The 19,718-nt window shown below is 73.6% G+C and carries 21 protein-coding genes and 2 pseudogenes; 17 read left to right on the top strand and 6 right to left on the bottom strand.

Going from position 1 to position 19,718, the window contains the following annotated elements; genetic code table 11:
* Nucleotides 1–271 precede the first annotated feature (271 nt).
* The 10 genes from rpsP to AB0F58_RS17640 all read left to right on the top strand — a co-directional run bounded on the left by rpsP (nucleotide 272) and on the right by AB0F58_RS17640 (nucleotide 6,148).
* A complete protein-coding gene (gene rpsP / locus AB0F58_RS17595; RefSeq protein ID WP_357143534.1) occupies nucleotides 272–721 on the top strand; it encodes a 30S ribosomal protein S16 in 450 nt (149 codons plus the stop codon).
* Entirely contained in the window at nucleotides 696–956 is a 261-nt protein-coding gene (locus AB0F58_RS17600) for an RNA-binding protein (protein ID WP_357143536.1), read from the top strand. The genes rpsP and AB0F58_RS17600 overlap by 26 nt, the downstream gene beginning before the upstream one ends.
* Entirely contained in the window at nucleotides 956–1,510 is a 555-nt protein-coding gene (gene rimM / locus AB0F58_RS17605; protein WP_357143538.1) for a ribosome maturation factor RimM, read from the top strand. The genes AB0F58_RS17600 and rimM overlap by 1 nt, the downstream gene beginning before the upstream one ends.
* A 41-nt stretch (nucleotides 1,511–1,551) precedes the next feature.
* A complete protein-coding gene (gene trmD, locus AB0F58_RS17610) occupies nucleotides 1,552–2,322 on the top strand; it encodes a tRNA (guanosine(37)-N1)-methyltransferase TrmD (RefSeq protein WP_357143540.1) in 771 nt (256 codons plus the stop codon).
* A gap of 143 nt (nucleotides 2,323–2,465) precedes the next feature.
* Nucleotides 2,466–2,822 (top strand): 50S ribosomal protein L19, encoded by a 357-nt coding sequence (gene rplS, locus AB0F58_RS17615; RefSeq protein WP_357143542.1) that lies wholly within the window; start codon nucleotides 2,466–2,468, stop codon nucleotides 2,820–2,822.
* A gap of 157 nt (nucleotides 2,823–2,979) precedes the next feature.
* Nucleotides 2,980–3,852 carry a signal peptidase I gene (gene lepB, locus AB0F58_RS17620; protein ID WP_357143544.1) on the top strand — a complete coding sequence of 291 codons (873 nt, stop codon included), beginning with the start codon at nucleotides 2,980–2,982 and terminating at the stop codon, nucleotides 3,850–3,852.
* On the top strand, nucleotides 3,849–4,481 hold the full coding sequence (gene lepB, locus AB0F58_RS17625; protein WP_357143546.1) for a signal peptidase I: 633 nt from the start codon (nucleotides 3,849–3,851) through the stop codon (nucleotides 4,479–4,481). The genes lepB (AB0F58_RS17620) and lepB (AB0F58_RS17625) overlap by 4 nt, the downstream gene beginning before the upstream one ends.
* 73 nt (nucleotides 4,482–4,554) lie before the next feature.
* On the top strand, nucleotides 4,555–5,022 hold the full coding sequence (locus AB0F58_RS17630; protein WP_357143548.1) for an NUDIX domain-containing protein: 468 nt from the start codon (nucleotides 4,555–4,557) through the stop codon (nucleotides 5,020–5,022).
* Nucleotides 5,016–5,828, top strand: coding sequence for a ribonuclease HII (locus tag AB0F58_RS17635; protein WP_357143550.1), 813 nt, complete (start codon nucleotides 5,016–5,018; stop codon nucleotides 5,826–5,828). Before AB0F58_RS17630 ends, AB0F58_RS17635 begins: the two co-directional genes overlap by 7 nt.
* A complete protein-coding gene (locus tag AB0F58_RS17640) occupies nucleotides 5,825–6,148 on the top strand; it encodes a DUF2469 domain-containing protein (RefSeq protein WP_007075222.1) in 324 nt (107 codons plus the stop codon). The genes AB0F58_RS17635 and AB0F58_RS17640 overlap by 4 nt, the downstream gene beginning before the upstream one ends.
* 178 nt (nucleotides 6,149–6,326) lie before the next feature.
* On the opposite strand, the gene AB0F58_RS17645 is transcribed toward AB0F58_RS17640, so the two are convergent.
* Nucleotides 6,327–6,956, bottom strand: coding sequence for an SAM-dependent methyltransferase (locus AB0F58_RS17645; RefSeq protein ID WP_357143552.1), 630 nt, complete (start codon nucleotides 6,954–6,956; stop codon nucleotides 6,327–6,329).
* 227 nt (nucleotides 6,957–7,183) lie between these two features.
* On the opposite strand from AB0F58_RS17645, the pseudogene AB0F58_RS17650 reads away from it, so the two are divergent.
* A pseudogene (locus AB0F58_RS17650) lies at nucleotides 7,184–7,678 on the top strand (M23 family metallopeptidase); the annotation flags it as partial.
* 127 nt (nucleotides 7,679–7,805) lie between these two features.
* Here the strand turns inward: AB0F58_RS17650 and AB0F58_RS17655 are convergent.
* Together AB0F58_RS17655 and AB0F58_RS17660 are read right to left on the bottom strand one after the other, a co-directional pair.
* A complete protein-coding gene (locus AB0F58_RS17655; protein ID WP_357143554.1) occupies nucleotides 7,806–8,987 on the bottom strand; it encodes an aminotransferase class V-fold PLP-dependent enzyme in 1,182 nt (393 codons plus the stop codon).
* A gap of 234 nt (nucleotides 8,988–9,221) precedes the next feature.
* The gene (locus tag AB0F58_RS17660; RefSeq protein ID WP_357143556.1) at nucleotides 9,222–10,352 is read right to left on the bottom strand and encodes a tyrosine recombinase XerC; all 1,131 of its coding nucleotides are present in this window, start codon (nucleotides 10,350–10,352) and stop codon (nucleotides 9,222–9,224) included.
* A 427-nt stretch (nucleotides 10,353–10,779) separates the two neighbouring features.
* On the opposite strand from AB0F58_RS17660, the gene AB0F58_RS17665 reads away from it, so the two are divergent.
* On the top strand, nucleotides 10,780–11,121 hold the full coding sequence (locus tag AB0F58_RS17665) for a hypothetical protein (protein ID WP_357143558.1): 342 nt from the start codon (nucleotides 10,780–10,782) through the stop codon (nucleotides 11,119–11,121).
* A gap of 160 nt (nucleotides 11,122–11,281) precedes the next feature.
* Here the strand turns inward: AB0F58_RS17665 and dprA are convergent.
* From dprA to AB0F58_RS17680, 3 genes and pseudogenes are all read right to left on the bottom strand, one after another.
* Nucleotides 11,282–12,439 (bottom strand): annotated as a pseudogene (gene dprA / locus AB0F58_RS17670) (DNA-processing protein DprA); the annotation flags it as partial.
* Nucleotides 12,436–13,956 (bottom strand): YifB family Mg chelatase-like AAA ATPase, encoded by a 1,521-nt coding sequence (locus AB0F58_RS17675; protein ID WP_357143560.1) that lies wholly within the window; start codon nucleotides 13,954–13,956, stop codon nucleotides 12,436–12,438. The pseudogene dprA and the gene AB0F58_RS17675, both read right to left, overlap by 4 nt.
* Before the next feature lie 15 nt (nucleotides 13,957–13,971).
* Entirely contained in the window at nucleotides 13,972–14,331 is a 360-nt protein-coding gene (locus AB0F58_RS17680; RefSeq protein ID WP_357143563.1) for a YraN family protein, read from the bottom strand.
* 227 nt (nucleotides 14,332–14,558) lie between these two features.
* Here AB0F58_RS17680 and AB0F58_RS17685 point away from each other — a divergent pair, with 227 nt between their 5' ends.
* The 5 genes from AB0F58_RS17685 to frr all read left to right on the top strand — a co-directional run bounded on the left by AB0F58_RS17685 (nucleotide 14,559) and on the right by frr (nucleotide 19,597).
* The gene (locus AB0F58_RS17685; RefSeq protein ID WP_357143801.1) at nucleotides 14,559–15,821 is read left to right on the top strand and encodes a hypothetical protein; all 1,263 of its coding nucleotides are present in this window, start codon (nucleotides 14,559–14,561) and stop codon (nucleotides 15,819–15,821) included.
* Between the two features lie 390 nt (nucleotides 15,822–16,211).
* Nucleotides 16,212–17,099: a 30S ribosomal protein S2 gene (rpsB, locus tag AB0F58_RS17690; protein ID WP_357143565.1), complete on the top strand. Its 888-nt coding sequence runs from the start codon at nucleotides 16,212–16,214 to the stop codon at nucleotides 17,097–17,099.
* 128 nt (nucleotides 17,100–17,227) lie between these two features.
* Nucleotides 17,228–18,055 (top strand): translation elongation factor Ts, encoded by an 828-nt coding sequence (tsf, locus tag AB0F58_RS17695; protein WP_357143567.1) that lies wholly within the window; start codon nucleotides 17,228–17,230, stop codon nucleotides 18,053–18,055.
* A 161-nt stretch (nucleotides 18,056–18,216) separates the two neighbouring features.
* Nucleotides 18,217–18,984, top strand: a complete 768-nt coding sequence (gene pyrH, locus AB0F58_RS17700; RefSeq protein WP_091463267.1) for a UMP kinase — start codon at nucleotides 18,217–18,219, stop codon at nucleotides 18,982–18,984.
* Between the two features lie 55 nt (nucleotides 18,985–19,039).
* Nucleotides 19,040–19,597 carry a ribosome recycling factor gene (gene frr, locus AB0F58_RS17705; RefSeq protein ID WP_357143569.1) on the top strand — a complete coding sequence of 186 codons (558 nt, stop codon included), beginning with the start codon at nucleotides 19,040–19,042 and terminating at the stop codon, nucleotides 19,595–19,597.
* The last annotated feature ends 121 nt before the right edge of the window (nucleotides 19,598–19,718 follow it).

A 19,718-nucleotide genomic window follows, 5' to 3' on the forward strand; every position in this document is an offset into this window, starting at 1 on the left:
CGGTACGTGCGGCTCCGCGCGGACCTCATGGTGCCCGGGACCGCCCGCTGCCGGGACCGCCCGGCGGACGGTCGTCGACCCGGTGCGAGGGAGCGGCGCGGAATCTGGCAGAATGGCTGGCTGGTATCCGGCGCGTGTCCGGCGCCCTCTAACCCGGGCATGCCGCCAGTCCACCGAGCAGTCCCCGGCCCATCCCCACTGTGCCGGTCGGCTCTCACCCGCCGCACCGCCCGTTCGGGCCGGTGAGAATCGCAACAGGAGCGAAAAGACTGTGGCCGTAAAGATCCGGCTCCTGCGGATGGGCAAGATCCGCAACCCGCAGTACCGCATCGTCGTCGCCGACTCGCGCACCAAGCGTGACGGCCGCGCGATCGAGTTCGTCGGGATCTACCAGCCGAAGGAGGACCCTTCGGTCATCGAGGTCAAGTCGGAGCGGGTCCAGTACTGGCTGTCCGTCGGCGCGCAGCCGAGCGAGGCAGTGCAGCGTCTGCTGGAGCTGACCGGCGACTGGCAGAAGTTCAAGGGCCTGCCGGCCCCGCCGCCGCTGAAGGTCGCCGCCGAGCGGGTCAACCGCCAGGAGGCGTACGAGGCCGAGGCGAAGGCCGCGGCCGGTCTGACCGACGCTCCGGCCAAGCCGGCCAAGAAGGCCGAGAAGGCCGAAAAGGTCGAGGCGCCGAAGACTGAGGCGCCGGCCGGTGCGGACTCCGGCGAGCAGGCCTGACGTGGCAATCCGTCCGGCCCTGGAGCACCTGGTCAAGGGGATCGTCGACCACCCGGATGACGTGCGTGTCCGGTTGGTGGACTCCCGTCGGGGCAAGCGGCTCGAGGTCCGCGTGCACCCGGAGGACCTCGGCACGGTGATCGGGCGGTCCGGCCGGACCGCCAAGGCGCTGCGCCAGGTGATCGGCTCCATCGGCGGGCGCGGAGTACGCGTCGACATCGTCGACTCGTACTGATGCTTCTCGTCATCGGCAGGATCGGTAAGCCGCACGGCGTCCGCGGTGAGGTCACCGTGGAGGTGCGGACCGACGAGCCGGAATCGCGATTCGTCCCCGGCTCGGTGTTGACCACCGAGCCGGGGGCGAGGCCCGCCAACCCCGCGCCCGGTCCCGGCGTGCCATACCAGGTGCCCGACCGGCTGACCATCGAGTCCGTCCGCTGGCACCAGGGACACCTGCTGGTCGTCTTCGAGGGCGTGCTCGACCGGGACGTCGCCGAGGCGCTGCGGGGCACGCTGCTCGTCGTGGACAGCGCCGGGATCGCGCCACCGGAGGACCCGGAGGAGTTCCACGACCACCAGCTCGTCGGGCTGGCCGTGGTCACCCCGGACGGCGAGCACCTGGGCGAGGTGACCCGCATCGACCACGCGCCCGCCTCCGATCTGCTGGTCGTGCGTCGCCCCGAGGGGCGTAGCGCGCTCATCCCGTTCGTCCGGGCGATCGTGCCGGAGGTCGACCTGGCCGGTGGGCGCGTCGTCGTCGACCCGCCGGGCGGACTGCTCGACCTGTGACGCCGGCGCCACCCGTGACACCCGCAGGAGCGACCCCCGCCATGCGCGTCGACGTCGTGTCGATCTTCCCCGAGTACCTCACCCCGCTCGACCTGTCGCTGATCGGCAGGGCCCGCGCCCGGGGGATGCTCGACCTGGCCGTACACGACCTGCGGACCTGGACCCACGACGTGCACCGCACGGTCGACGACACGCCCTACGGCGGCGGACCGGGCATGGTGATGCGGCCGGAGCCGTGGGGCGAGGCGCTCGACGCGCTCGCCCCGGCGCAGGCCCCGCCGCCCCGGCTGCTGGTCCCCTCCCCGGCCGGGGTCCGGTTCACTCAGGCCATGGCGCACGAGCTGGCCGCCGAGGAGCACCTCCTCTTCGCCTGCGGCCGGTACGAGGGCATCGACCAGCGGGTACTGGACCACGCCGCCACCCGGATGCCGGTGACCGAGGTCTCCCTCGGCGACTACGTCCTCTTCGGCGGCGAGGTGGCGGTGCTGGTGATCCTGGAGGCGGTCACCCGGCTGCTGCCCGGGGTGCTCGGCAACGCCGGCTCGCTGGACGAGGAGTCCCACGCGCACGGGCTGCTGGAGGCGCCGGTCTACACCAAGCCGCCGAGCTGGCGCGGCCACGAGGTGCCGGAGATCCTCCGCTCCGGCGACCACGGCCGGATCGCCCGCTGGCGCCGGGACGAGGCGCTGCGCCGGACCGCCCGACGCCGTCCGGACCTGCTCGCCCCCGTCGTCGACCAGCTGGACGAGAAGGACCGGGCTGCGCTCGACCGGGCCGGGTTCTCTGCCATACGAGGGCATATGGCAGAGTAGGGGGGTTGCCGTATCCGCTCGCGCCGTGGGCGGCTACGAGGATCCCCGACCGGGGTCGTCTCCACCGGCCACCACCCGAGGATCAGAATCACCCGTTCGCGTGCCGAGTACCGGTGCGCCGTGAGCCTCACGAGGTTGCAGCGATGAACATCCTGGACGCCCTTGACGCCCAGTCCAAGCGGACCGACCTCCCCGACTTCCGCGCCGGTGACACCGTCAAGGTGCACGCGCGGGTCGTCGAGGGTAACCGGTCCCGTGTGCAGATCTTCCAGGGCGTGGTCATCCGCCGGCAGGGTGACGGTCTGCGGGAGACCTTCTCCGTCCGCAAGATCAGCTTCGGTGTCGGCGTCGAGCGGACGTACCCGATCAACAGCCCGGCGATCGACCGGATCGAGATCGTGACCCGTGGTGACGTCCGTCGGGCCAAGCTCTACTACCTGCGCGAGCTGCGGGGCAAGAAGGCCAAGATCAAGGAGAAGCGCGAGAAGCAGACCAGCTGATCTCGCCGCCACACCGACCGGCACGCCGAACGTCCCCTGACCCGCGAGCACTACGCTGGTCGGGCGGGCGCAGCGGCGCTGACGGACCCCCACCGCCCGTGGAGCCTCGACGAGGTTCCCGGGCGGTCCCTTTTTGGGCGTGATGCGGGGAGTGGACGTGGTGCAATCGGTGGACGAGGACGGCGCGGTCGAGCCGTGGCGGCGCCGGTCCCGGCGGTCCCGCCGGCAGATGCCGCTCTGGCAGGAGCTGCCACTGCTGCTGATCGTCGCCTTCTGCCTCGCCGTGCTGATCCGGACGTTCCTGCTCCAGGCGTTCTTCATCCCGTCCGGCTCGATGGAGGACACCCTCCTGGTCGGGGACCGGGTCCTGGTCAACAAGGTCGTCTACGACCTCCGCGAACCGGCCCGCGGCGAGGTGGTGGTGTTCCGGGGCACCGACCGGTGGGCGCCGCAGGTGGACGGGGTGCCGGAGCCGGGGTTCCTGGCCAAGCTCGGTCAGACCCTCGGCGACCTGGTCGGGGTGAGCCGTCCCGGCGAGAAGGACTTCATCAAGCGGGTGATCGGCGTCCCGGGGGACCGGGTCGCCTGCTGTGACCCGCAGGGCCGGGTGACCGTGAACGGCGTCGCGCTCGACGAGTCGTACGTGCTGCGCGACTCGCCGCTGGACCTGCCGCCCAACCCCCGGGAGTGCCGGTCCCGCCGGTTCGACGAGGTGGTCGTCCCACCGGGGCAGATCTTCGTGCTGGGCGACCATCGGCTGGTCTCGCAGGACGCCCGCTGCCAGGGGCCGGTGCCGATCGACAACGTGGTGGGCCGGGCGTTCCTGGTGGTCTGGCCGTCCGCCCGCTGGTCGTCGCTACCGGTGCCGGAGACCTTCGCCGAGGTCGACGCCGTGGTGGCCGCGCCCGCGCCGGCCGGGCCGGATCCGGTCGGCCAGCTGCTGCCGTTCGCCCCGCTGGTGGGCGCGGGTACGGTTGTCGCGCGTTCCGGTCGATCGATGCGCGTCGGGCGACGTAGGCTCCACTCGTGATAGACGAGCAGACCGACAAGCCTCGCAGTTCCTTCTGGAAGGAGCTGCCGGTCCTCCTGGGTGTGGCGATCCTGGTCGCGGTGCTGGTCCGCGCCTTTGTGCTACAGACCTTCTTCATCCCGTCGCCGTCGATGGAGAACACTCTCCAGATCGACGACCGGGTGCTGGTCAACAAGTTGGTCTACGACTTCCGCTCCCCGGAGCGCGGCGAGGTGATCGTCTTCAAGGCGCCGACCGAGTGGAGCGGCAACCCGGACGGCGAGGACTACATCAAGCGCGTCATCGGCGTCGGGGGCGACCGGGTGGTCTGCTGTGACGACCAGGACCGGCTGATGATCAACGGCAGGTCGCTGGACGAGCCGTACGTCTACTCGGTGGACGGACGGCGGGACAAGCCGGCGGACCAGGAGTTCGACGTCACCATCCCGAAGGGCCGGCTCTGGGTGATGGGTGACCACCGGGCGGCCTCCGGCGACTCGCTGGAGCACTGGGAGCGGCTCCAGGACATCGACCAGTCCACCATCCCCGTCGACGACGTGGTGGGGCGGGCCTTCACCGTCTTCTGGCCGGTGAACAGGGCTACCTGGCTCTCCGTGCCGAGCGGCTTCGAGGACGTCCCGAACCCCTGACGTCCGCCGCGTCGTCCGGGCGGGACCGAGGGTGGCCGCAGGCGGGGCGCAGCCGGTCTGGCAGGCTGGAGAGGTGACTGTCCCCACCCCCCGGCGCGCGGCACGCGTCCTGCTGGTCGACGCGGCCGGGCGGGTCCTGCTCTTCGCGGGGAGCGACCCGGCCCGTCCCGACTTCCGGTACTGGTTCACCCCGGGTGGCGGGCTGGACGCCGGTGAGGAGCCCGCCGCCGGTGCGGCCCGGGAACTGGCCGAGGAGACCGGGCTGCGGCTGGCTCCCGAAGAGCTGGGGTCGTCGGTGTGGCGGGAGACGATCGAGTTCCCGTTCGACGGCACGTGGTACCGCCAGGAGCAGGACTTCTTCCTGGTGCGGGTGCCCACCTGGGAGGTGGACACCACGGGGTTCGACGCCGTCGAACGGGCCAGCGTCACCGGGCACCGCTGGTGGTCCCGGGACGCGCTGACAGCCACCACCGAGCGGTACTACCCGTCGGACCTGCCGGCGCTGCTGAGCCGGGTGTTGGGAGGTGAGACGACGTGCTGACGCCACCACGTACGGTCGTCCGTCGCGACGGCGGCCTCTATGCCCTCGAACGGGCCCTGCAACGCCGGGGCTTCCGGCACGTCGCGGGCGCGGACGAGGCCGGTCGGGGGGCCTGTGCCGGGCCGCTGGTGGCCGCCGCGGCGGTGCTGCCGGAGGGTCGACGGGGCGAGATCGACGGGCTGGCCGACTCCAAGCTGCTCACCCCGGCCAGCCGGGAACGGGTGTACCAGGAGGTGGTCACCCGGGCCCTGGCGTACGCCGTGGTGGTGATCCCGGCCGACGAGGTCGACGCCCGGGGCCTGCACGTGTGCAACCTGGCCGCCATGCGTCGGGCCCTCGCCTCGCTCGCCACCCGGCCGGAGTACGTGCTGACCGACGGCTTCCCCGTCGACGGCCTGGACGTGCCGGGACTGGCGGTCTGGAAGGGCGACCGGGTCGCGGCGTGCGTCGCGGCGGCGAGTGTGCTCGCCAAGGTCACCCGGGACCGGCTCATGGTGGAGCTGGACGCGCGGCACCCGGGGTACGGCTTCGCCGACCACAAGGGGTACATCACCGCCGAGCACACCGCCGCGCTGCGGGAACACGGGCCGTGCGCCGAGCACCGTTTCTCGTACGTCAACGTGGCGGCGGTGTCCGGCCGGGACGGGCGCCCACCCCGTTCCCGCCGGCCGGTCGTCGCCGACGGCCACGAGCCGATGGAGCGTTCAGGGCGGTCAGAGGGTACCGTCGGCGTGGCGTTGGGCGAGCAGCCTCGACCGCCGGTACCGGTGGGGGAAGATGTGGTCATGGAGGGCGGAGTGCGATGAGCGCGGAAGATCTCGAGAAGTACGAGACCGAGATGGAGCTTCAGCTCTACCGGGAGTACCGCGACATTGTCCGCCAGTTCTCCTACGTGGTGGAGACCGAACGCCGGTTCTACCTGGCCAACCAGGTCGATCTGCACGTGCGCAACTCCGACGGCGAGGTCTACTTCGAGGTTGAGATGCACGACGCCTGGGTGTGGGACATGTACCGCCCCGCCCGGTTCGTCAAGAACGTCCGGGTGATGACGTTCAAGGACGTCAACGTCGAGGAACTGGAGAAGCCGGACATCTCCCTCCCCGCTGACTCCGGCTTCGGCGGCTGACGCCACCCGTCCGGCCCGCCGGCCGATCCCCGGCCCACCCGCCCTCCACCACCGGCCGACCCGTCCGGTGTGGCCGCCGGGCGTGCCGCAGTCCGGTGCCGTGGTCCGGAGCGCCGCTCCACAGTGGTCGGGTGACCGCTCCCGGCGCGTCGGCCGGCGCACCCCGGCGCCGGTCAGGTCACCGGTTGAACTCGAACATGGTCACCCCGGACGGCAGCGGGCGGGACGGCCCGGTGAGGCGGTGCGCCCCCACCGCGCTGGAGATCGCCGGCCCGGTGAGGGAGAGCAGCGCGAAGTCCTCCTCGGCGAACCAGTCGCAGATCGTCGGGACCAGGTCCGGCGCGTCCCGGTGCCGGGTCCAGACGACGGTACCGCCGGTCGCGCAGAGCTGCCGGCAGTGCCGGACCACGGCTCGGACGTCGGCGTCGCTCATGTTGCCGAAGAGGCCGCAGACCAGGACGATCTCGGCGGGCACGAGATCCGCCCAGCTGTCGGTGCGCGCGGCGTCGTCGCATACCACCTCGACCCGGGTGAGCCCGGTGGCCCGGACGGCTCCGGCCGCCAGCTCGGCGTTGCGCGGGTCCAACTCGACCAGCCGGGCCGTGACGTCGGCGCCGCGCGGATGCTCCGCCAGGACGGGGATCAGATCCCGCCCCTGCCCGGCGCAGAGGCTGACCGCCCGCAGCGGCCCGGCGGGCGCGTGGTCGAGGGCCGCGCCGACCAGCCGCCGTACCTCGGCGAGGCGACGGGAGAGCGGGGAGGCCGGGTCGTCGTAGTCGGCGTGCCAGGCGTACCAGTCGCGGTCCATCCGACCAGCCTAGAAGAGCCGGGGTCCCCCGCGCTCCGGCGGTCGGCATAGCAGATCGTCGGACGGCGTGGGTGTTCGTCCACAGGGCAGCGGACCATCCACAGGCGACCACTTGCCGCTGGTGTCGACCCTCCGCGTCGGGCACGCTGCCCGGTGTGACGGATCTGACGCGACGCGAACCGGCGCGGACCCGGGTCACCCTGGTGGCCGCGATGCTGGTGCTGACGATGCTCCCGGCGGCCGGCCCGGTCGTCCGGACCACGGCCTCCGGTCAGCCCGTACCGCCGCCGGTGCCCGGTCCGTCGCGACCCCTCGCGGGAGCGGTCTTCCGGTGGCCGCTGGGCGGCCCGGCCCCTCCGGTCCGCGACTTCGACCCGCCGCCCCGGCCCTGGTTGCCCGGCCACCGGGGCGTCGACCTGGCCGCCCCGCCGGGCGCCCGGGTCCGCTCGGCGGGCACCGGGGTGGTGCTCTTCGCGGGCATGGTCGCCGGTCGACCCGTGGTCACGGTGGGGCACACCGAGGGGCTGCGCACCACCTACGAGCCGGTCCGGCCGTCGGTGCGGGCCGGTGCCCGGGTCACCGCCGGCACCCCGCTGGGAGAGCTGGCACCGGGGCACCCCGGATGTCCGGCGTCGGCCTGCCTGCACTGGGGTCTGCGCCGGGGCGAGGAGTACCTCGACCCGCTCGCCCTGCTGGGGCCGGTCCCGGTGCGGCTGCTACCCCGCGTCGACCCGCCGGCCCCGGGCTCCGTGCTCCCGGTGGCCCGTTCTCCCGGCGGGGCGGGTGGGCCGGTGGGGCGGGTGGGCCGGTGGGGCGGGTGGGCCGGCGGGCCGGGTGGGGCGACAGGGGTCAGCGCTGGGCGAGCAGGGGCGGCAGGCGTACCGCGAGGCGCTCGTACTCCTCGGGGCTGTTGTAGACCTGCCCGCAGAGGCGCAACCAGCCGCTACCGCCCCACGCCGCCACGGCGACCTCGATGGCCAGCCGGTCGGCGATCCGGTCCCGCAGCGCCTTGGCCGCCTCGGCGGTGGTGGCCGTCCCGGGCGGCAGCGGGACGAGTCGCATCGCCACCCCGGGCCCGCCCGGGTCCGGCAGCTGGACCGGCGGCACGCCGAGGGCGTCCCCGACCACCCGCTGACCGTACGCCGCGAGCGCGGCGTTGTGCTCGCGCACCCGCTCGACGCCGAGGCTGCGCAGCGTGTAGAGCCCGGCCGGCGCGGCGAGCCAACTGGTGTAGTCCAGGGTCGCCTGCCACTCGACCCGCGCCGGGTAGCCGGTCTCCTGCTCCCAGGAGACGGTCAGGGGCTCGATCCGTTCCCGCCACGCCGGGCGTACCACCAGCAGGGCGGTACCGCGTGGGGCGTACCCCCACTTGTGCAGGTTGCCGACCCAGAAGTCGGCACCGATGCTCTCCACGCCGACCGGCAGCATGCCGGGCACGTGCGCGGCGTCGACCAGCACCGGCACCCCCTGCTCGCGGGCGACGCCGACGATGGCGGCGACCGGGAACAGCCGGGCGGTGGCCGAGCTGAGCTGGTCGATCAGGAGCAACCGGGTCCGCCCCGGCCGCAGTCCCGCGCGGAGGGTCTCCACGACCTCCTCGGCGGTGGCGCCGAGCGGCACCGGGAGGACCCGGGACGACGCCCCGGTCCGTCGGCACTCCCGGTGCACCGAGAGCAGCACCGCGCCGTAGCAGTGGTCGGTGACCAGCACCTCGTCGCCGGGACGCAGGCCGAGCGACTGGAGCACCACGGCCACCCCGGTGGTGGTGTTGCCGACCAGCGCGCTGCCCTCCGGGTCGGCACCGAGGAAGCCGGCGACGTGCCGTCGGGCGTGTGCGACCCGCTCGACCAGCCCGCGGGAGAAGAAGCGGTGCGGATTCGCCTCCATCTCGTCCCGCAGTCGCTGCTGGGCCCGTTGCACCGGGAGCGGGACGGTGCCGAACGCACCGTGGTTCAGGTGGCAGACCGCCGGGTCGAGGGAGAACAGCATCCGGGCGCCGGGCAGCGGGGCGGGGGGCTGCGGGACGGTCACCCGGTGATCGTAGCCCGCGCCCGGTCCGGGATTCCGGGTTCGCGGCGAGGGCGGGGACGGCCGGTGCGGTTCGCCTGAACCTTGGCGTACTTCTGCTGGACCACCGCCGCCGTCGTGCCGGTCACGTCGTGCCGGTCATTCTGCTGGAGCACCGCCGACGTGCCGGTCGACGCGGGCCGGGTACCCGAGACGTGCCCGTCGGCAGCCGCGTCGGGCGGTGTCCGCGCCGGCCGGTCAGGCGCGTGGGTGGGCCTGCCGGTAGGCGGCCCGCAGCCGCTCCACCGACACGTGCGTGTAGATCTGCGTGCTCGCCAGGGAGGAGTGGCCCAGGAGTTCCTGCACCGCCCGCAGGTCCGCACCGCCCTCCAGCAGGTGCGTGGCCGCCGAGTGCCGCAGGTCGTGCGGGCTGGTGTGGGGCAGCCCGGCGGCGTCGGCGTGCCCGGCGACGATCCGGCGGGCGGTGGTGGGATGCAGCCGTCCACCCCGCGCGCCGAGCAGCAGGGCGTCTCCGCAGCCGGGACGGGCCAGGGCCGGCCGCCCCCGGCCCAGCCACTCGTCGATGGCGCGCTGAGCCGGAAGTCCGTACGGCACGGCCCGTTCCCGACCTCCCTTGCCGAGGACCCGGATCAGCCGGCGACCGTGGTCGACGTCCCCGGTGTCCAGCCCACACGCCTCGCTGATCCGTACCCCGGTGGCGTAGAGGAGTTCCAGCAGGGCCTGATCCCGCAGCAGCACGGCCTCGTCGTCCCCGTCGGACCACTGGCCGGCGACTCCGGCTGGCGTCTCCGCCGGCCCGGACGCCGGTGCGGGTGGGTGTGCCGGCTCGGGCGCGGGAACGTCGGCGGCCGGCGTGGGTGGGTGTGCCGGCTCGGGCGCGGGGGTGACGGCGTCCGGCGCGTCGATGGGGGTGCCGTCCGGTTCCCGGTCGGGACGGGTGCGGCGGGCCGCGTCGAGCAGCGCGGCGGCCTGGTCGACGCGGAGCACGGTGGGCAGCTCCCGTCGGGCCCGGGGACTGGCCAACGTGGCCGCCACGTCGGCCGGCAGCAGCCCGGACCGGTGCGCCCAGGCGCTGAACGTCCGCGCCGACGCGGCACGGCGGGCCAGTGAGCTGCGCGCCGCCCCCATGGTCCGCTGCTTCGCCAGCCAGCTGCGCAGCACCGTGAGGTCCACGTCGGCGGGGACGCGACCGCCCATCCGGACGGTGTGGTCGAGCAACGAGACCAGGTCGGCGACGTACGCCCGCACGGTGTGCGGCGAGCGGTCGCGCACCTGGGACAGGTGCCCGGCGAACTCGTCCACCACGTCGCGCAGTGCTGGGGGCAGCGCCTCGTGCAGGGCGCGGGTGCCGTCGTCGGCGCGACTCACCGTCCGGCCACCGGCCGCCGGGGAACGCCACCGTCGGTTACCGGCCGCCGGGGGATCGGACCGTCGGTCACCGACCGCCGGGGGATCGGACCGTCGGTCACCGGCCGCCGGGGGATCGCACCGTCGGTCACCGGCCGCCCGGGGATCACACCGTCGTGGCCGGGCTCGACCACCGGGCCGGAAGACCGGCGCGCCGACCACGCTGGGATGTGGTTGTCCCCCTGCACCGGTTCAGCTTACGGTCGACAGGAGGCGGGTGGCAGCGCGGCGGACCCGCCGGCCCCGACCGTTCGGTGTCGCCGACAGCGGCGTCCCGGGTCGTGGGGCCGTTCCGGCTCGCCGGTGACGTGGTCGTCGTGCCGACCGCTCGTCGAAATGAGCCGGTCCGGTACGGGTCAGGCAGACGTCGACGGGCGGAGGCGGCCGGATGGGTCTGGATGTCGTGCTCTACCGGGTGGTCCGGTCCGCCGGATCGGCCCGCGGTTCCTCGTACGTGCCGGTCGAGGTGGTGGACGACTCCGACGACGTGTTGCTGCGGCTGCTCGTCCGGGCCCGCGGTGGCGGACGCACGCCCCTGCTGGACCGCTTCGAGCCCGCCGGGGAACTCGTCGTGCGTGCCCCGGAGGCGCCCCGGCTCCTGGCCGAGCTGCGTTGCCTCGCCCAGGTGGCCGCCTCCCCGGCGGAGATGGCCCGGATCCGGAGCCTGGCGGCGCTCACCCGCCGGTGTATGCGGGGCCGCGACGTGGAGATCAGGCTGGAGGGGGACTGACCGTCGGCTCCGAGCCGGTCGCGGGCGGCGGGTGCGCGGACCGGCCCTCGGGCGCCCGCTCGCCCCGGTGGTCGGGGACGGGCTGATCAGGGCGGCCACCCGGCTCCAGTGCGGCATCCGCGTGGGCCCGGGGGACCGCCGGCGCACTGCGGCGCGGGGGGATCGCGTAGCCGCCGTCACGACGCACGGCCAGGCCCAACTCCTCGAGCAGGGAGAGCTTGCGCAGCGCCGTCCTCACGTCCAGCCCGGCGCGGGCGGCGAGCCGGTCGGGGCCCAGCACACCCCGGCGGGGCAGCGACTCCCGCAGCAACGCCGCCTCGTCGTCGAGCAGGTCGCCGGGACGATGCGGCCCCCGGGCCGGGGGTGCGAGGTCGGCACCGATCCGCCCGACCTCCTCCAGCACGTGCGGCACACCGGTGACCAGCCGGGCCGTCTCGTGGTCCCGGAGCAGCTCGTGCGCGCCGACCGACATGGCCGAGGTGACCGGACCGGGCACCACCATCGCCGGGCGGCCGAGGGCGAGCGCCCGCCGCAGGGTCTGCGTCGCCCCGCTGCGGGCCGACGCCTCCACCAGCACGCTGCCCCGGGTGGCCCCGGCGATGACCCGGTTGCGGATCAGGAACCGGGGACGCAGCGGCTCGGCACCCGGCATCCATTCGCTGACCAGCAGGCCGGTCTCGGCGATCCGGTCGAAGAGGGCGCTGTTGCCCATCGGGTACGGGCGGTCCACCCCGCAGGCGAGCACCGCCACCGTGACGCCACCGGCGTTCAGCGCCCCCCGGTGCGCGGCGGCGTCGATGCCGAAGGCCCCACCGGAGACCACCGTCCACTCCCGCTCGGCGAGCCCGTACCCGAGTTCGGTGGCCACGTGGACCCCGTACGAGGTGGCGGCCCGTGCCCCGACCACCGCCACCGACCGGTCCAGCACCTCGTCGAGCGGCCACCCGCCGCGCACCCAGAGGCACAGCGGCGGGGCCGTCTCGGTGTCCACCCGCCGGGTGGCACCGGAGAGCACCAGCCGGCTCAGGTCACCGACCCGGTTCGGCCACTCGGCGTCGGCCGGGGTGACCAGGCGCGCCCCCAGCCGCTCACTTCGTGCCAGGGCCTCCGCCGACACCGCGCGGGGATCGGCGGACCCGACCCGGGCGGTCACGGCCTGCCGCAGTCGGTCGTCCGGTGCGCCCCCGTCGAGCAACAGGTCGAGCGTGGCGGCCGGACCGAGGTCGGCGACCAGCCGGTGCACCGCCCAGCTGCCCGGCTCGACGAGCCAGGTCAGCGCGATCCGGGCCAGCCGGTCCCGGCGGTCGTGGTCGGTCATGTCTCGTCTCCCGTCCGGAGGCCGATCGCCTCCCACACGTCGTCCCGACCCGGACGGGTCCGGCCGTCCAGGTCGGCGATGGTCCAGGCCAGCCGGATGACCCGGTCGAAGCCCCGGGCGGAGAGCGATCCGCTGTCCAGCCGTCGGCGCAGCTCGGCGGTGTCCCGGGCCGGCAGCCGGAACGGCGGGCGGCGCAGCACCGGACCGGGCAGCTCCGCGTTGAGGCGGTGACCAGCGCCCGCCCACCGCTCGGCGGCCGCCGCGCGGGCCGCCGCCACCCGGGCCGCCACCACCGCCGACGGCTCGGCCACCTCGCCGGTCCCCATCAGCTGCGCGGCGCGCAGCGGCGGCACGGTCACCTGGACGTCGATCCGGTCCCGCAACGGGCCGGAGAGGCGGCCGAGGTAGCGACGTCGGGCCAGCGGACTGCACTCGCAGGCGGTGTCCCCCACCGGCCGGGCGCACGGGCAGGGGTTGGCCGCCAGCACCAACTGGATCCGCGCCGGATATTCGGTGGCACCCCGGGCGCGGGCGAGCTGGACGCGCCCGTCCTCCAGTGGCTGCCGTAGCGCCTCCAGCGCTCCCCGGCTGAACTCCGGAGCCTCGTCGAGGAAGAGGACCCCACGGTGCGCCAGCGAGACCGCGCCCGGCCGGGCCAGTCCCGCACCGCCCCCGACCAGCGCCGGCACGGTCGCGGTGTGGTGCGGAGCCTGGAACGGCGGCCGGCGCAGCAGCTCGCCGCCGGGTGGCAGCAGACCGGCGATCGAGTGCAGGGCGGTGACCTCCAGGGCAGCCTCGTCGTCCAGCGCCGGCAGGATCGACGGGAGTCGCTCGGCGAGCATGGTCTTGCCGGTACCGGGCGGCCCGAGCAGCGCCAGGTGGTGGCCTCCGGCCGCGGTCACCTCCAGCGCCCGGCGGGCGTACCCCTGGCCGGCCACGTCGGCGAGGTCGGGGCCGGTCGAGGTGGTGGTCGCCACGGCGGGCGGCGGTTCGGACAGCGGGGTGCCGTCCCGGACGAAGGCCACCAGCCGGTGCAGGCTGTCGGCCGCGCGGACCCGCACCCCGGGGACCACGGCGGCCTCGGCGGCGTTCGGCGCCGGCACGATCACCCGGGTCACGCCGGCGCGGGCCGCGGCGGCGACCATCGGCAGGACGCCCCGGACCGGCCGTACCGCGCCGTCGAGCCCCAACTCGCCGAGGAGTACCACCCCCTCCAGGGGCAGCAACGGAAGCTGACCGGCGCTGCCGAGCAGGGCCGCCGCGATGGCCAGGTCGAAGGACGAACCGTACTTCGGCAGCGTCGCCGGTAGCAGGTTGAGGGTGATCCGGCGGTTGGGCCAGGTCTCGCCGGAGTTGGCGATCGCCGCCCGGACCCGGTCGCGGGCCTCGTGCAGGGCGGTGTCCGGCAGTCCGCTGATCGCGAGGGCGGGGAGTCCGGGAGCCAGGTCGGCCTCCACCTCCACCAGCTGCCCGGTCATCCCGACCAGACCGACGCAGAGCACCCTGGCGTAGCTCATCGGTGGCCACCCATCTCAGAACGCGCCCTTGAGGTGCTCGACGCGGGCGGCCCCGGCGGCGGACAGGTGCACCGAGAGCACGTCGAATCGCAGGTCGTCCGCGCGCGTCCCGGTCTCGGTCAGCCACCGCACCGCGAGCCCCCGCAACCGACGGGCCTTCGTGGGCACGACCGCCTCGGCGGGGCTGCCGAAGCTGTCGTCGCGGCGGGTCTTGACCTCGCAGAAGGCGAGAACGTCGCCGTCCCAGGCGATGATGTCGATCTCGCCCTCCGGGCAGCGCCAGTTGCGGGCGACCGGGCGCAGCCCCGCCTCGATCAGGTGTCGGACGGCGCACCGTTCGCCGTACGCGCCGACCGCCTGGCTTCGTCTCGTCATGCCGGCACGGTGCCCCGGACGTGGGCGCTCCCGCAGCTCCGGCCGGCCCGCCTGTGGACGACGGAGGCGGCTGTGGACAGCCGGACGATCATGCCCCCGCCGTGCTATGGCGAGCCGGCGGTCAGCCCGGGTGGCTAGCCGGTGAATCTGTACTCCGGGTGACGGTGGGGGTAGGCGAAGGTGATCTCGGAGCGGCGAATGGCGCGGGATGGCCCGTGTCACATACCGTGCCGGTCGTGGACGGACGACGGAGCTTTCCCGAAGATCAGGATTCGCGTTGGTACTCCGGTGACCGTGGCTACGGCGAGTCCGAGTGGCACGCCGGCGGCGATGATCGCTACCGGGGTGATGACTTCCGGACGCCTGAGCAGCGTGGTGACACCGGTGAGCGACGGTACGGCGACCTGACCGACCCCCCGGCCGGTCGGTATGCCGAGCCGGGCCGGTACCACGAGGACGACCCACTGGGGGTGGATCGTCCGGACGCGGAGAGTTACCGTTCGTCCCGTTCCCGGCGCGCCGACTCCACCGACGGCGGAGTCACCGGGAGTGACCTACGGGGCGAACGGGCCTCCCGCCGCTCCCGTGAGGCCCGATCCGCCGGGGACGAGCTGGCATTCCGGGAGGACGTCGACTCCTTCCGCGACGACGTCGAGACACCGGATCGGGTTCGGGTCCCGGATCCGACGCGCCAGTCCCCGTTCGGCGGCTATCCGGTCATCGACCCGTCCCGCAGCGGAGAGGTGAGTCGGGTCGCCGAGCCGGGCCGGTCGGTCGACACCGGCCGGAGCCCGGATCCGGGTCGCAACGTCGATGCCGCACGCGGGGCCGACCTCGGGCGCGGGATCGACCTCGACCGTCGGCCCGCCGACCTGGACCGTGACGTGGACGCCGCCCGGGGTGCCGACCTGGACCGGAGCGTGGACGTCAGCCGCGGTGCCGACGTGGGCCGGAGCGTGGACGTCGGCCGCGGTGTGGACGTGGGCCGGAGCGCCGACGTCGGTCGGGGGCTGGACCTGGACCGGGGTGTCGAGGTGGGGCCGGCCGCCGAGCAGCCACACCCCCTGGAGATGCCGACCGGCCCGATGCCGCCGGTCGTCCCCCGGTCGGACCTGCCGCCGGGCGCGGATCCGCTGGGCTACCCCCCGGTGGGAGCGCTCGGTCGACCCGGTCCCGTCGCCGGGGACGGCGTCTACCGGACCCGGCGCCCGGCGCTCGCGATCCTCATCTCCCTGGTGGTGCTGGCCTTCGAGGTGCCCGCCCTGCGGGTGCTGCTGCACGGGCTGACCGCCGACCCGGCCCCGGTGTCCCACGTCGTCGTGGGGATCTTCCTGGTCGGCGGTCTGCCGATCTTCGGCGCGGGTCTGTACGGGCTGCGTACCGGCGGGTTGGCGCTGGCCGACGGGAGCCGGGGCTGGCTTCGCCCGCCCACCGCGTACCTGACCGTCGGGTTGGTGCTCTTCGTCGCGGCCGCGCTCGCCGCCCGCTGAGCGCTCCCGCCGGCTCTCCTGCCCGGCGCGTCCCCGGCTGGTCCGCGGTGCGCGCGTCCCCGGCTCGTCCGCGGTGCGCGCGTCCCCGGCCCCGCCCACGTGCGTCCGGCCCCGGCTGACCGCTCTCGGCCGGGGCCGGTCGCCGACACGGCCCCACCGGCCCCGTTCCGTACACCCCGGGGGTAGGGGGGTGGGTGGGGGCGTACACTTGTCGACTGGCGACCGCCTCGCGCGGTCGACTTCGCGCGTCCTCTCCACGGTCGTCCCGTGGAGCGACGGTCCCCTGGTCCCGATGCCGATCGGGCCCACCATGACCGGCGACCAGGCGCCAGGACGTCCGGCCGCCGGCCGGGCGTGTCAACCAGGGACCTTTTAGAGGAGTACCCCACCATGGCCGTCGTGACCATGCGCCAGCTGCTGGAAAGCGGTGTCCACTTCGGGCACCAGACCCGGCGCTGGAACCCCAAGATGAAGCGCTTCATCATGACCGAGCGCAACGGCATCTACATCATCGACCTGCGCCAGACCCTCGACTACATCGAGAAGGCGTACGACTTCGTGCGCAACACGGTCGCCGAGGGTGGCAGCATCCTCTTCGTCGGCACCAAGAAGCAGGCCCAGGAGGCCATCGCCGAGCAGGCGACCCGGGTCGGCCAGCCGTACGTCAACCACCGCTGGCTCGGTGGCATGCTGACCAACTTCCAGACCGTGTACAAGCGGCTCCAGCGGATGAAGGAGCTCGAGGCCCTCGGTGACCTCAGCGGCACCGCCGCCGGGTACACGAAGAAGGAGACCCTTCAGCTCTCCCGCGAGAAGATCAAGCTGACCCGCACCCTCGGTGGTCTGCGGGACATGCAGAAGCTCCCGGCCGCCATCTGGGTGGTCGACACCAAGAAGGAGCACATCGCGGTCGACGAGGCGCGGAAGCTGAACATCCCGGTCATCGCGGTGCTCGACACCAACTGCGACCCGGACGAGGTCGACTTCCCGATCCCGGGCAACGACGACGCGATCCGCTCGGCCGAGCTGCTGACCAAGGTCGTGGCCGCCGCCGTCGCCGACGGCCTGATCGCCCGCTCCGGCCGGCGTCGGGGCGCGGACGAGAAGCCCGAGGCGGGCACCGTCGGCGCGGACGAGCCGCTGCCGGAGTGGGAGCGTGAGCTGCTCGAGGAGCCGAAGAAGGCCGACGAGTCGCAGCCCGCCGCCGAGCAGCAGCCCGCCGCCACCGAGCAGCCGGCCGCCACCGAGCAGCAGCCGGCCGCCGCCGCCGCGGAGTGACCACGCCGCCGCTCCGCCCGCCGGGTACCGGCGGGCGGAGCGGCGGATCCGCCGGCCGCGCCGGCGCCGCGTCCGGACGACCGGCGACCCAGACCATCCCACCGAGCCTCAACACCGAAGAGAGAGCCATGTCCAACTTCACCGCCGCGGACGTCAAGAAGCTCCGCGACCTCACCGGCGCCGGCATGATGGACTCCAAGAAGGCGCTGACCGAGGCCGAGGGCGACTTCGACAAGGCCATCGAGATCCTGCGTGTCAAGGGTGCCAAGGACGTCGGCAAGCGGGCCGGCCGGACCGCCGCCAACGGCCTGGTCGCGCACTCCGGCAAGGCGCTGCTGGAACTCAACTGCGAGACCGACTTCGTCGCCAAGAACGACGCCTTCGTCGCCCTGGCCCAGCAGCTCGTCGAGCACGGCGAGCGCAGCGACGTCGCCACCGCCGAGGAACTGCTGGCCAGCACCATCGACGGCAAGAACGTCGCCGACCTGGTTCAGGAGCAGTCCGCCAAGATCGGTGAGAAGCTGGTGCTGAACCGCTTCGCCAAGCTGGACGGCAGCACCGCCGTCTACCTGCACCGCAAGAGCCAGGACCTGCCGCCGGCCGTCGGTGTCCTCGTCGAGTACTCCGGCAAGACCGACGAGGCCGCCGAGTCGGACGCCCGCGCCGTCGCCATGCAGATCGCCGCGATGCGGCCGAAGTACCTCACCCGGGACGAGGTGCCCGCCGAGGTCGTCGAGTCGGAGCGGCGCATCGCCGAGCAGACCGCCCGCGAGGAGAACAAGCCCGAGGCCGCGCTGCCGAAGATCGTCGAGGGCCGGGTGAACGCCTTCTTCAAGGACTTCGTCCTCGTCGAGCAGGCGTCGGTCGCCGACAACAAGAAGACGGTCAAGCAGGTGCTGGCCGAGGCCGGCATCGAGGTGACCCGCTTCCTGCGGTTCGAGGTCGGCCAGGCCTGAGCCGGTCACCGGGCGCGACCGCGCCCGGTGGGCAGGAACGTCGAGGAGGAGGTCGCAGGTGTACGTCACAGGCACCGCGGCCTCCTCGTCACATAGGGTCGACATCGGGCAGGTTCGCAGGACGCGGCGCGCGGCACGTGCGCGAGGGGAAGGGCGGTCGGATGACGCAGGTTGTGAGTGACCGGACCCGGGCGGAGGACGATCCGACGGCACCGCCACCCGGCCGGGCCCGGCGGGTCGTGCTCAAGCTCTCCGGCGAGGTCTTCGGCGGTGGCGCGATCGGCGTCGACCCGGACGTCGTACAGGCCATCGCCCGGCAGATCGCCACCGTGGTCCGCCGAGGCGTACAGGTCTCCGTGGTGATCGGCGGCGGTAACTTCTTCCGGGGCGCGGAGTTGCAGAAGCGTGGCATGGACCGCGCCCGCGCCGACTACATGGGCATGCTGGGCACCGTGATGAACTGCCTCGCGTTGCAGGACTTCCTGGAGAAGGAGGGCATCGAGACGCGGGTGCAGTCCGCGATCACGATGGCCCAGGTCGCCGAGCCCTACATCCCGCTGCGGGCGATCCGGCACCTGGAGAAGGGCCGGGTGGTCATCTTCGGCGCCGGCGCGGGCATGCCGTACTTCTCCACCGACACGGTGGCCGCCCAGCGGGCGCTGGAGATTCGCGCCGACGTGGTGCTGATGAGCAAGAACGGCGTGGACGGCGTCTACACCGCCGACCCGAACCTCGACCCCACCGCCAGCAAGATCGACTCGATCACCTTCTCCGAGGCGCTGCGCCGCAACCTCCGGGTGGCCGACGCCGCCGCGTTCAGTCTCTGCATGGAGAACGGTCTGCCGATGCTGGTTTTCGGTGCCCAGGGTGAGGACACCATCATCCGTGCGGTGGCCGGCGAACGGATCGGCACTCTGATCACCGCCTGACCGGCCACCGACACGACAGGCCCACAACGAGCACAAGAAGGAGGCGAGGGGACAGGTGATCGACGACACCCTCCTCGAGGCCGAGGAGAAGATGGAGCGTGCCATCGAGCACGCCAAGGAGGAGTTCGGCGCGATCCGCACCGGGCGGGCCACTCCGAACATGTTCTCCAAGGTCATCATCGACTACTACGGCACCCCCACGCCGCTGACCCAGATGGCCTCGATCGCCGTTCCGGAGCCGCGGATGGCGATCATCAAGCCGTACGACAACTCCCAGCTCAACGCGATGGAGAAGGCGATCCGGGACTCCGACCTGGGCGTCAACCCCAACAACGAGGGCAACCAGCTGCGCATCCTGCTCCCGCAGATGACCGAGGAGCGCCGACGCGACATGATCAAGGTCGCCCGGCAGAAGGGTGAGGAGGCCAAGGTGGCGATCCGTAACGTGCGCCGCCGGGGCAAGGAGGAGCTGGACCGGATCGTCAAGGACGGCGAGGCCGGCGAGGACGACGGTCGCCGTGCCGAGAAGGAGCTCGACGACGTCACCCAGCGGTACGTCGCCACCGTCGACGAGCTGGTCAAGCACAAGGAAGCCGAGCTGCTCGAGGTCTGATCGGCGCCGGGACGGCCAGTTGGCCGTCCGCGCTGTCCGGCACCGGTGTGCCGTCCGCCCTGCCGGCGGCGGGACGCCGGTGCCGTCGGCTGTCCGGCACCGGTGGGTCTGCTCCGCCCAC

Source organism: Micromonospora sp. NPDC023956 (genome assembly GCF_040639195.1).
Classification (GTDB): Bacteria; Actinomycetota; Actinomycetes; order Mycobacteriales; family Micromonosporaceae; genus Micromonospora.

Bases quoted from the DNA above. Each gene is read 5' to 3' on its own strand.
- rimM (WP_357143538.1), top strand. From the start codon at position 956: ATGCTTCTCGTCATCGGCAGGATCGGTAAGCCGCACGGCGTCCGCGGT.
- trmD (WP_357143540.1), top strand. From the start codon at position 1,552: ATGCGCGTCGACGTCGTGTCGATCTTCCCCGAGTACCTCACCCCGCTC.
- rplS (WP_357143542.1), top strand. From the start codon at position 2,466: ATGAACATCCTGGACGCCCTTGACGCCCAGTCCAAGCGGACCGACCTC.
- AB0F58_RS17640 (WP_007075222.1), top strand. From the start codon at position 5,825: ATGAGCGCGGAAGATCTCGAGAAGTACGAGACCGAGATGGAGCTTCAG.
- AB0F58_RS17645 (WP_357143552.1), bottom strand. From the start codon at position 6,956: ATGGACCGCGACTGGTACGCCTGGCACGCCGACTACGACGACCCGGCC.
- AB0F58_RS17665 (WP_357143558.1), top strand. From the start codon at position 10,780: ATGGGTCTGGATGTCGTGCTCTACCGGGTGGTCCGGTCCGCCGGATCG.
- AB0F58_RS17675 (WP_357143560.1), bottom strand. From the start codon at position 13,956: ATGAGCTACGCCAGGGTGCTCTGCGTCGGTCTGGTCGGGATGACCGGG.
- AB0F58_RS17680 (WP_357143563.1), bottom strand. From the start codon at position 14,331: ATGACGAGACGAAGCCAGGCGGTCGGCGCGTACGGCGAACGGTGCGCC.
- rpsB (WP_357143565.1), top strand. From the start codon at position 16,212: ATGGCCGTCGTGACCATGCGCCAGCTGCTGGAAAGCGGTGTCCACTTC.
- tsf (WP_357143567.1), top strand. From the start codon at position 17,228: ATGTCCAACTTCACCGCCGCGGACGTCAAGAAGCTCCGCGACCTCACC.
- pyrH (WP_091463267.1), top strand. From the start codon at position 18,217: ATGACGCAGGTTGTGAGTGACCGGACCCGGGCGGAGGACGATCCGACG.